Source organism: Fredinandcohnia quinoae (genome assembly GCF_022427965.1).
Classification (GTDB): domain Bacteria; phylum Bacillota; class Bacilli; order Bacillales; family Bacillaceae_L; genus Ferdinandcohnia; species Ferdinandcohnia quinoae.
Map to the genome: position 1 here is coordinate 16013 of NZ_JAKTTI010000030.1, position 10859 is coordinate 26871.

Sequence of the window (10859 nt, forward strand, 5' to 3'; positions counted from 1 at the left end):
TCTAATATGAATATCCTATCATTTTCTTTTAACATTCTGCAAAATTGTAGAATATCAAAATGAATTTTCATAGGATTTGACCATATAAATAGAGCAAGTAACCAAGAGAAACAAATACTAACAGTAAAATGGTTTCGAATACTCCACCCTTTTTCTTCGTAACCTGCTGTTTTCGAGTTACTCTTGTTTGCTTTTTTGATGGAGTCTGAAATGTTTGCCTTTGAGTTGATGGGTTGGATTTATGAACAGTATGGCTCACCTTCTCTAGAAGATCCCTTCTCATTTCTGATGCATGTTGATATTTACCGTCAATTGCATTCAAAAGAACAGTTTCTAGTTTTCGAAGTGTGTCATTATTTTGAATTAAATTCTTAAGCTGTTTCACCGGTTGATCAGATTTTGTAAAACGATTTGGATATGAAGCATTTATCATAATCATTGCGACAGCAAATAAATCATATGATGGTTCGGCCTTCCTCGATCCAGCTCCCCAGTAGCCTCTATCAAAGAACTCTGTGAACTCCTTAATTGCACGGCCTTGAAGAGTTGTTCCCCCCACATCAACACATCGAATTTTTGGTGGATTCCCCGAAACGATTAAATTATCTGGCTTTAAATCACCAAATACCCAACCTTCCTGGTGAAGCCTATCTAAATCTGATAATAATTGCAAACAGAGGACAATTGTCCATTCCTTTCCTCGCTTTTGTAGAAATGATAAAAAGTTGTCACCACTTATATATTCCATTACGTAAAATGAGATTGGACTTGAATACCCTTTTCGAATCCAATCATCCACATCTAATAAAGAAGGTCCTAGGGCAGACCCCTGGACCTTTGAAAAATGCTTAAGCACATTCACTTCCGAAGTAATAGACGTGCTGTTTTCACTAATTTTAAGTGCAACTGGTCCTTCCAAGCTTTCAGCCAAATAGACGATGCCATTTGCACCATATCCCAAAGACCTTACAATTCGATATGATTTTTTATGCCATTTTCCTGATATTACAGTACCAGGTGGAACTTTACATACCTGACTCTTCAAAGTATTGTTCATCATCACGAGATAACAAGCTCCTTAACGAACGTTTTTTCTTAAAGTATGAAAGTGCCTCTCGAATGGCAGGACCTGTTGGGGTAATTCCTCCAGTCGTCAGCTTTGAAAAAACACTTGTAAGTGATTCTAGCCTAGGTGTCCATTCTAATACTTTTTCTACCTCAACTCGTTTCCCAGGAAATACGAATACCGAAAAGCGATTATCACCCATTCGTGCATTTAAACTTAGTGATAAATCTAGCAATGCCTCTTTAACTGTTGGCAGTTTATGTTTCATGCTTGCACTTGTATCAACTAGGACAAGCACTTCCAAGTCTATTGTTTCTCCTAACTCATCAACCACTTCCATTACTTCTCCACGCTTTTCAGGTGGTAGATCCTCCATTTTAGAGTTGGAACCAAGAATTTGTTGTAATTCCTTGTTCACTACACCTTGTAATGTTTGTGTCATTGCTTGTCTAGTAACCATTTGAACAGTTTGTGAGAGCTGGGTTGAATATACTACTTGGCTTACTCCACCACTTGCTGTGGCAATCCCTTCTATTTCTCTCATACCCTGTTCATCAATTGTATCCTGTTCGATAACACCTATTACATTCACTGTTATTCCTTGTTCTTTCGCAAGTGCTGCCATCGCAATCGGGTCTTCCCCTTGATTCGAGCATCCATCTGTAATTAATAGAATTTGTTTTAAGGTGCCTTTTTGCACGCCCATCCCCTCCTAATTCATTTATAGGTAGTATCAGCATGGACGAGATAAAAGAATTTTAAACCTTTTTTGAGTCATTCCCAAATTTTCTATTGTGCCTTTTTTTGATAATTATATGCAGGAATTGCTGCCCATTTTGGTATATTATGTTTAACCTTAGTCACAACCACTGTCATATCATCTTCAATATGTCCGGCTCTTGTTCGAATAACCTCCTCCATAATAATATCAGCAACATCTTGGGGATCCTTTGTTTCAATCTCCTTAATTTTGCGTTTCATCCATAAATCATAATTTTCTACATGTCTTGGACCTTCAAAAATCCCATCACTCATCATAATAAGAAGATCTCCTGCTTTAAGCTGTTCACTAACTACATCAACCTCGAATTCTTCAATGATTCCCATTGGTAGATTACTTGCTTGTATTTTAAGAACCTTTTCCCCCCTCTTTATATAGCTCGGGGTTGAGCCGATTTTTAGAAACTTTGTACTTGCATCCTGTAAATCAATTACAGCTAAGTCTAGCGTTGAGAAAATTTCATCCGTCGTTCGTAAAGATAAAATAGAATTAACAGACTTGATCGCAATCTTCTCCTCTATTCCGGATTGTAAAATTTTTTGAAGTAGCTGGAGGGTTTCATTACTTTCATAATGTGCACGCTCCCCATTCCCCATTCCGTCACTTATTGCAACAGCATGTTTCCCCACTCCTAGTTCAATCGTAGAATAACTATCTCCTGATACTAATCCACCACCCTTTGCAGCATGAGCTACCCCCGTTTCAATTACATATGCTTTAGCAGAGCCTAGCTGGACATGACAATAACCGTTTGGATATGCAGCACATTCCTCCTTTTTGACGACAATGGTTTCTTCTAATATATCCGATAGCATCGGGGCAATTAATTTTTCACACTCGCCACTTCCGTTACAATAAGGAATACTTAATTCAATATCGACATTTCCTTGTTCGACACTATATATTTCAACATGACCAATTTCGATTCCAAATGCCTGGAGAGCCTCTAGTATTTGTTCCTCCTGCATATGGTGATTTTCACCTTCTCGTTGAATTTCCTTCGCAAAGTCACTCATTACCTGGGAAACACCAAGTAACTGGTCAGCAACTAGCTTCCTACTTTCCTGCACCTGCTTTTTTAACTTTTGATTGGCCTGATAATATGTTAATTCCTGTTCAATCACATTAATTACCTTTTTAGACTTTACGCAATGCTTGTCCCACTCTCTCACAAGCTTGTGATTATATTGAAGTGTATCTGAGTCACATTCATGCATAATCTCTTCCATGTAATCATATGTTTTAGTAAAGTTGTTCGCCCAACAGACATCCTTCTTGAAACAGGTCTGACAAGTCCTCTCTGTTACATTACTTAAAAACATGTCTGTCTCTCGATCCTTTTCAACACTTTCAGCAGTTGGGTAGCCATATTCAGAGAAACTATTCGATAATGCCTGAAATACTGTCGAGAATTGAGCAACACGATTTGCAGTGACATCGCGTATTTTACGTAGATATTGTTGTTGTTCTGCTGAATATTCAGGAGTCCCTGGGATAAACTTTGCAATCTTCCCTATTAATTTGTAAGGTGTTATAAAAAATATCGCAATCGCGACTAATGATTCATTTAATGTCGTTAATATATCATTAGACCCCTCACCATACAGTCCGATTAACATTGTTCCAATCACGAGACCTACAGACACACCGATTTTATGGCCTTCTTTTAATAAACCACCTAATAGGCCTGAAAAAGCTAATAAACTCATTTGGTACAGGCTTGTTACATTCGCCAGGCTTAGGATAAGCCCCGTAACAACACCTACCGTTGACCCTATCGTTGCCCCGGCAACAAAGGCAAACACCAGAACTACATATCTGGATAAAATATTTTCAATCGATAATTCATAAAGATTCCAGCCGATCGTTCCTGTCAAAATAGAAGCTATCAATATAATGAGGCAAATGATTTCTTCAGTCTTAAATGATTGTTTTCTCCTTTTATCTGTTAGAAGTGGGACACTTTGAATAAAAATGAGGGTTAAAATAAAACCTAAACCTGATTCAACACCTACCATGGTTCCGTCATAGAGACTTATTGTTTTTTCCGTTACGTAGATGATTCCTACCTTCGTGAGTAGTGATGTTACTAATACTAGAATTGGAAGAGTTCGAATTGAATCTAGTTTTAATTTTTGCAATAGTTTATAGCATAATAGAAACAAGATAATTGATAGAAATGTAAAAATTGTTACATCAGCAGATAACGTAAAGGATCCTCCGATTAAGGCAAGCATGGCTATACCTGCCTTCCCTTTTCTCATCATGAAGACTGACGCAAAAAATGGTAGGGCAAAGGGTGTGATTTCCCCAAGGATTAAGGCTCGTCCAAGTAAAAATCCGATCAATACAAGAATTAATCCTTTTTGTAAAAAAAGATGCTCCAGTTTTAATTGAAGGCGATGTAACCAGTGAGATAATGCATATTGAGTTTTCTCAATATTGACGTCCGTTATTGGCGCGATCAAATTCCTTTCGGTTCTTTCCATTTTTAACACTCCCCGTTTATGATAGTTGTCTGTTATTATACAGAGGAAACGATTCATAATTTGTCAAAACAACAAGAGGGATTCCAAGAATCATTCGACGACTTCCTTAGTATTCCTACAAAAAGAATGGAGATATATTTGATAAGAGAACCATTCTTGTGTTATTAAACTGAAAAAAGTAGAATCATGAACATCAATTATTAGAATTTTTAATCTTTTTGGATTAAATGAAAAGATATTGACGAACGAATAGACAGAAGGTATTATATAACTTGTGCTTAATAACTATCTTAAAAGATAGAACATGAGTTTATTTTACGTTTAATATTATGGCGGCGTAGCTCAGCTTGTCCTAACATCATTGAATTCACTTCTTTGGGGACATGCGACGAGAAACGGAGTTTTGAGGAGCAGGCGAAGCCAGCATCTGTAGAATATTTTCAATGCATTAGAAAACAGTTTGTGAATTTAATCATGGCGGCGTAGCTCAGCTGGCTAGAGCGTACGGTTCATACCCGTGAGGTCGGGGGTTCGATCCCCTCTGCCGCTATACCGAAATGCTGAAGCGACTTGATCAGCCCCGACAAGCAAATGTTCTGGGGCAAAAAAGTCGCTCTTTGACTTTTCTTGACCCAGGTTATTTGACCTCGAGGGGCTAGTCGCTGAAGCTAGACACAACCGAAATGCTTCAGCGTCTAGGCGCTGAAGCTGAACACCAAAAAAGCTAGTACCTCACTAGCTTTTTTTATTTCTAAAGAAACCCAAAAAGCACCCAAAAAGTGGGTGCTCTATTATTATATTTATAAAGTCAAAGCAGCAAGTTAACCTCTTCTCGCTCCACGTCCACCTCGTTTTGATTCAGTATGACGCTTAAGAGAAGATAACCGATCTTCGCTTTCTTTAAGAAAACGACTCATTTTTTGCTCGAAATTTTCAGGTTTGTTAATGCGTTGGTCATTTCTGTTATTACGTGGTCCATTATGACGTGGACGTTGCGGTTGTGGTGTATCTTTTGCCTTTTTAATAGACAAGCCGATTTTACCATCTTTCTCTACGTTAATAACTTTGACCTCAACTTGATCGCCGACTTTTAAATGCTCGTTAATATCCTTTACATAATTGTCAGCAACTTCACTAATATGGACAAGTCCAGTTGAACCCTCTGGCAGCTCCACAAACGCTCCGAATTTTGTAATACCTGTAACCTTTCCTTGCAGCTTGCTGCCTACTTCGATTGACATAAAAAAAATGCTCCTCCTTAAAATTCTTTTACATTTATTATACGGAATCTAAAAATCTAGTGTCAATAAGACTAAGACCCATCATTTACCTTAAAAATGATTTCTCCTTCTTTTGACAAGAAAAAGTCACGTCTTAGTATTTTCGCTAAATATTCATCATTATTTAACTTTACAATTTCCTCTTCTAAGATCGTTTGGTCATTCTTAAGCCCTGAAAGCTCTTTTTCTAATGCTACCTTTTTCTGTTGCTTATCATCCATTGCCTCTTGTTGGGAAAGAATAGTTGTAATCATACCATATGTCATAATCCCGGCAAGCAAACCAAAAACGACTAGTCTTCTGACTAAACCTTTTCGTTTAGTAGTGGCAACTTGTTCTTGTTGATGATATTTTTCCATATAGGTTGATTGTAATTTTGTTACATTTTTCTTTCGAATCGCACTCATGTTCTGAATGCCTCCTTACTAGACACACATTATAATTTACGGATTTTTTTCCACCATTTTATGAATATATGTTTCATATTCTCTATTTTTCTAAGAATTCCTGCACATTTGAAGAAAATATTTTCTAAAATATCTTTTAGCGAGTTTGGTACGATTCTCCAAATTAAGATTCCTATCCATTTAAAAGGAGCAAAACATATTTTTAATAGGAAAAGAACGAACTTTAGTAGGATGTTACCAATCACAAGAACTATTTTTACTAAACCTAATAAAATTGCAATAATTAGCTGGAATAACATTTTTATAGGTTTAATAATAAAAAGATTCCCCATACGAATAAGAAATTGATAAATTACAATAATTGCTTGAATGAATCTCTCAAGTATTCGCAAGTATATAGACTTTAAGAGACTTTGGTATGCAGCAAAACCACATAAGACGGCGACAAATACATAGAATCGTAGTTCACCCTCATTCACTACTAATAATGTATAAAAGATTATGAGTCCTTGTGAAACCCAAAATAGAATATCATTAATAAACACGATGTAATTAGCACGAGTAGACCGCTTTAGAAAGCGGCCATACGTGTCAAGGGCGGCTCCTAGCCAACCTCCCATACAAACCATTGCAATCATCGTGTAAAATTGTGTCGTTAATGTCATTTAAATAACTTGCTAAAGAATCCTTTAGCTTTCTCCGCATGATGTTCGTCAAGGTAACTCATATCATATACTTTCCCCTTAATCGATACAATGCCCTTATCAACATCAAGGTTCTTCATTTGGAGATTTTGACCACGAATGGCTAGGAAACCCATGACTGTTTCAAGTAAAAACTCCTCATTATCAAAGCTCTCTACTTGCTTCACACCTGTTATATCAAGAATTCTTCGACCCCTCATAATCACATCATGTTCCTGAACCGTACCCTTATTTGTTGAACCTGTTTCATAATATTGACTCATTCTCATCCCCCACATTCATGTATGAATGGTAGTCCCATTCACTCATTGTCTATTAATAATTATGAGAATGTGGTGGAATTTAGAACAAGCCTTCTTTACTCTCCTACTTTTTCTTCACTAAGTACTGTGTATAGATTTGCTGCATCTTCCTTCTTCGTTGTTTCCTTCAGATCATCAATCATTATTTTGACAACCTTTTGTCCGAACTTAATTGTCAATTCATCGCCAATCTTAACGTTCGTACTTGCTTTTGCAGCTATCCCATTTATAGAAATTCTACCTTGGTCTGCTACCTCTTTTGCTAATGTTCTTCTTTTAATAAGCCTTGAAACTTTTAAAAATTTATCTAATCGCATACTTTCTCACTTCTTTCCTTTATTTAATTTATCCTTTTTCTCTTGTTTTTTAATTTCCTCCCAATTCGCAATCACATCTTCAGGAGTATTAGCCTCCACATCGCCAAACACATGTGGATGTCTACGAACCATTTTTTCTGACACTCCACGAATGACATCATCAATTGTAAACATTCCCTCATCCTCACCAATTTGAGCATGGAGAACAATTTGGAGCAATACATCGCCTAGCTCTTCTATTAGATTGTCCTCATCCATATTGTCAATTGCTTCAATCACTTCGTTCGTTTCTTCGAGTAAATATTTCTTCAATGACTCATGTGTCTGTTCCTGATCCCATGGACAGCCACCTGGTCCACGTAATGCAGCAATAATCCTTCTAAATGTCCGGAAATCATGATAGACATATGAATCCTCTTTTACTGGTGGAATATATACACTCGTAAGATTATTTACTTCCATATCTCTATCTAACTCGAACAATGGAATCCTTCGAATGACTTCATCTTCACTACCTGCTCCCGTCACAACAACAACTTCATAATCATCAGGTAATTGCTCCATTAGTGTAAGCTTCACATTTGAAGCAATATATTGATCGTATACTTGGCAGATAATGATATGCTGTGACAATTGAAGCTCATCTTTTTCAAAGGAAAGGGCATCGAGAAATTGATAGCCTTCAATCGGGTCAATTTCTAAAGCCGCTAGTAGGGGATCAATGAAGCTTTGACCCCCTTCAACTGAAACAACTAACTTCCCTTCCTCTCTTTCTTGTAATAATAGCTGTACGGTCTTTTCTGCAACCATTGGGTGTCCGGGTACAGCATAGACAATATCATTTGTACTTGCTTCCTGGACAAGAGTAGCTACAATTTCCTCATATACCTCTTCAAATTGATGATGCTTTTCATACACATTGTCAAAAGAATGATAAGAAACCCCTTCTGCTTCTAAATCTTTTACGACAGGATGCTCCTTCGTTCGTAAAAATAAATGCTTTGACTGTAAAAGCTTGCGGTAGATTCCTAATGGTAGCTGCGAAATATCTCCAGCACCTAAACCAATGATTGTTATTTTATTCGTCATATATTTACCACCTTTTCATCATAGAATCAATGAATACTTTTCCTTTTGAACTAATTGGGAGAAGGGAGATTTCCTCCTCAGAAAAGACACGCCCTTTTAGGATAAAGAATAAGTAGATGAATCCACCTAGAAACACGGCAGATATTGATTCAAAGCTTGCAAAAATTCTAGAAGTCAAAAGACTTGGAAATATCATCTCCACTATAGATAAATAGCCTACTATTACGATCGCCATTATTAACGTTGCAAAAAATACGTGTTTTACAAACAACCAGCTTTTCACAGCACCAGGTAGCTTGAAATGAAGAATGAACAGATGAAGTCCCGTTATGACACAAAAAGCGATCACTGTGGCAATTGCAGCCCCTACCGTATGAAGCTCGGGTATTAGTAACTGGTTTAATTGCCATTTAACAAACATTCCCACGATCACTGATAATGCAGGTAAATAGGGGTGTCCCAACCCTTGTAAAATGGCAGTAATTGTTTGAGAAAGTGAAGTAAATAAGATAGATAATCCAATAATGATTAATACATTTGTGCCAAAGTTGTTTTTAAATAACATCTTATTTGTCGGCTCTAGTACACAAGCTAATCCAATAGCAGCACCTACTCCAACAACAATACTTAATCGAATCGATAGATTGACCTTTTCATGTATAAACGGTAGGTCTTTTCTTACCTTTGCACTCGCTATCAAAGGTACAAGAGATAAGGATAAGGATGTGGCCACAATCGTTCCTAGCTGAATGAGTGGTTGTCCACGGTCATATATTCCTTTAACCTGCTTCGCAACAGTCTCATCCATTCCTCCAGTGGTTAATAGTGAATAGACCGTAAAAGAATCAATAAGTTGGAACAAAATTAACAATAAGGCGCTTATGCATATCGTAATACCCTGTGTCAGTAAAACTCGCACAATATCCCTTGATCGAACTGTTGATTTATATGTCAATGGATTCTTAAGCTTGTGTTTCCGTTTAAAAATAAAAAATAATAAAGTAAGAATTGCAGCAAATCCACCCGTTATAGAGCCGAAAATTGCGCCTGCACCAGCCTCATATGCACTGTATCCTTGGTCTAATAAAAGAAAGGATGCAACTAAAATCGTAACTACCCTTATGAATTGTTCAGTCACTTGTGAGACAGCTGTTGGAATCATAATCCCCTGCCCTTGAAAGGAGCCACGTAAAACGGATATAAAGGGTAATAGTAAGAACGAGAATGAAATAACTTTTATTAATGGAAAAAGATTTTCATCTCCCATCCAACGAGCAACAAGACCCGCCCCCCAATATAAAAGACTAAATAATAGTAAGCCAATACTGAACAAAGTAAAAAATGTGATATATAGTATTTTCACTACAGCAGCATGGTCATTTTGTTGATTTTTTTCAACTAATAGCTTAGAAATGATGACTGGAAATCCATATGTAGAAAAAATTAAAGCTATTCCGTAAATCGGATAGGCCTGCTGATAGATGTAAAATCCAAGATCACCTGCAATATTTTGATATGGTATTCGGTATCCTGCACTTAAAATTTTTGTAATTAATCCTGCAATGGTGAGAGCAAATGTCCCTTCCCATATTTTTTTTACACGGCTTCCGGATTGGACGTCCATTCACCCATCACACCCAATCAAAGAAAGTGATAATAGTTTACTGCCTGTAAATGTGATAAATTCCAATGTATTATATCATAATACATTGGTGAACCGTAATAGGTGTTAAAGGGCAGGGCACGAGAAAAGGTAGCCCGTAAGCTACCTTTTCTAACCATATCTTATTGTTCCATCTGGCGAGCTAAAAAACCTGCAGCCGTTTCAACGGCCTTTTGTTCAACTTCACCAAGAGACCTTTCCTTTGACAGTATAACGACTGCTCCAATTGGATCTCCATTAGCGATGATAGGACCTACTGTATAGGAAGAAATTGATTCCTCATTGCCCTCTACGATTGACACTTGCTTCTCTTCTGTCTCTAGTAAAGAGCTTCTTTCTTCCATTGTTTTTTCGATTAAGTCACTTATGTTTTTATTTAAGTAATCTTTTTTCGACCCACCCGCAACCGCAATAAATGCATCACGATCACAAATTAGGACTTGATGACCAAGACTATCGAAAAGAGCTTCTGCATACTCCTTTGCAAAGTCACCTAACTCACTGATTGGTGAGTATTTCTTAAGGATAACTTCCCCGTCCCTATCAACAAAAATCTCTAATGGGTCTCCCTCTCGAATCCTTAGTGTTCTACGGATTTCCTTTGGAATTACTACTCGACCTAAATCATCAATTCGACGAACAATACCAGTTGCTTTCATTCTTATGATGCCTCACTTTCATCTGATGATTAAAGAATAGTGGTGATTGTTGGACAACATGTCTAGTTTTGAATAAATCACCATTTGTTGTTGAGTTTAGTA

10 protein-coding genes, 1 tRNA gene and 1 pseudogene are annotated in these 10859 nt (G+C 37.1%); 1 reads left to right on the top strand and 11 read right to left on the bottom strand.

Annotation, left to right across the window (positions count from 1 at the left end; translation table 11 throughout):
• Window positions 1-67: 67 nt before the first annotated feature.
• The 3 genes from prkT to spoIIE all read right to left on the bottom strand — a co-directional run bounded on the left by prkT (window position 68) and on the right by spoIIE (window position 4336).
• Window positions 68-1060, bottom strand: a complete 993-nt coding sequence (gene prkT / locus MJG50_RS16430) for a serine/threonine protein kinase PrkT (protein WP_240256839.1) — start codon at window positions 1058-1060, stop codon at window positions 68-70.
• Window positions 1026-1766 (bottom strand): vWA domain-containing protein, encoded by a 741-nt coding sequence (locus MJG50_RS16435; protein WP_240256840.1) that lies wholly within the window; start codon window positions 1764-1766, stop codon window positions 1026-1028. Before MJG50_RS16435 ends, prkT begins: the two co-directional genes overlap by 35 nt.
• A gap of 89 nt (window positions 1767-1855) precedes the next feature.
• The gene (gene spoIIE, locus MJG50_RS16440) at window positions 1856-4336 is read right to left on the bottom strand and encodes a stage II sporulation protein E (protein WP_240256841.1); all 2481 of its coding nucleotides are present in this window, start codon (window positions 4334-4336) and stop codon (window positions 1856-1858) included.
• Between the two features lie 476 nt (window positions 4337-4812).
• Between spoIIE and MJG50_RS16445 the strand changes: the two genes are divergently transcribed.
• Window positions 4813-4886: transfer RNA gene (locus tag MJG50_RS16445), tRNA-Met, on the top strand.
• A gap of 271 nt (window positions 4887-5157) precedes the next feature.
• Here MJG50_RS16445 and MJG50_RS16450 read toward each other — a convergent pair.
• From MJG50_RS16450 to spoVT, 8 genes and pseudogenes are all read right to left on the bottom strand, one after another.
• A complete protein-coding gene (locus tag MJG50_RS16450; RefSeq protein WP_240256842.1) occupies window positions 5158-5577 on the bottom strand; it encodes a S1 domain-containing RNA-binding protein in 420 nt (139 codons plus the stop codon).
• 71 nt (window positions 5578-5648) lie between these two features.
• Entirely contained in the window at window positions 5649-6023 is a 375-nt protein-coding gene (locus tag MJG50_RS16455) for an FtsB family cell division protein (RefSeq protein WP_240256843.1), read from the bottom strand.
• A gap of 29 nt (window positions 6024-6052) precedes the next feature.
• On the bottom strand, window positions 6053-6688 hold the full coding sequence (gene yabQ / locus MJG50_RS16460) for a spore cortex biosynthesis protein YabQ (protein WP_240256844.1): 636 nt from the start codon (window positions 6686-6688) through the stop codon (window positions 6053-6055).
• Window positions 6685-6990 (bottom strand): sporulation protein YabP, encoded by a 306-nt coding sequence (yabP, locus tag MJG50_RS16465; RefSeq protein ID WP_240256845.1) that lies wholly within the window; start codon window positions 6988-6990, stop codon window positions 6685-6687. The genes yabQ and yabP overlap by 4 nt, the downstream gene beginning before the upstream one ends.
• Before the next feature lie 95 nt (window positions 6991-7085).
• Window positions 7086-7346, bottom strand: coding sequence for an RNA-binding S4 domain-containing protein (locus MJG50_RS16470; RefSeq protein ID WP_240256846.1), 261 nt, complete (start codon window positions 7344-7346; stop codon window positions 7086-7088).
• Between the two features lie 27 nt (window positions 7347-7373).
• Window positions 7374-8435, bottom strand: a pseudogene (gene yabN, locus MJG50_RS16475) (bifunctional methyltransferase/pyrophosphohydrolase YabN); the annotation flags it as partial.
• 4 nt (window positions 8436-8439) lie between these two features.
• The gene (locus MJG50_RS16480) at window positions 8440-10059 is read right to left on the bottom strand and encodes a putative polysaccharide biosynthesis protein (RefSeq protein ID WP_240256847.1); all 1620 of its coding nucleotides are present in this window, start codon (window positions 10057-10059) and stop codon (window positions 8440-8442) included.
• Window positions 10060-10220: 161 nt separating this feature from the next.
• Window positions 10221-10757 carry a stage V sporulation protein T gene (gene spoVT / locus MJG50_RS16485; protein WP_240256848.1) on the bottom strand — a complete coding sequence of 179 codons (537 nt, stop codon included), beginning with the start codon at window positions 10755-10757 and terminating at the stop codon, window positions 10221-10223.
• Window positions 10758-10859 lie beyond the last annotated feature (102 nt).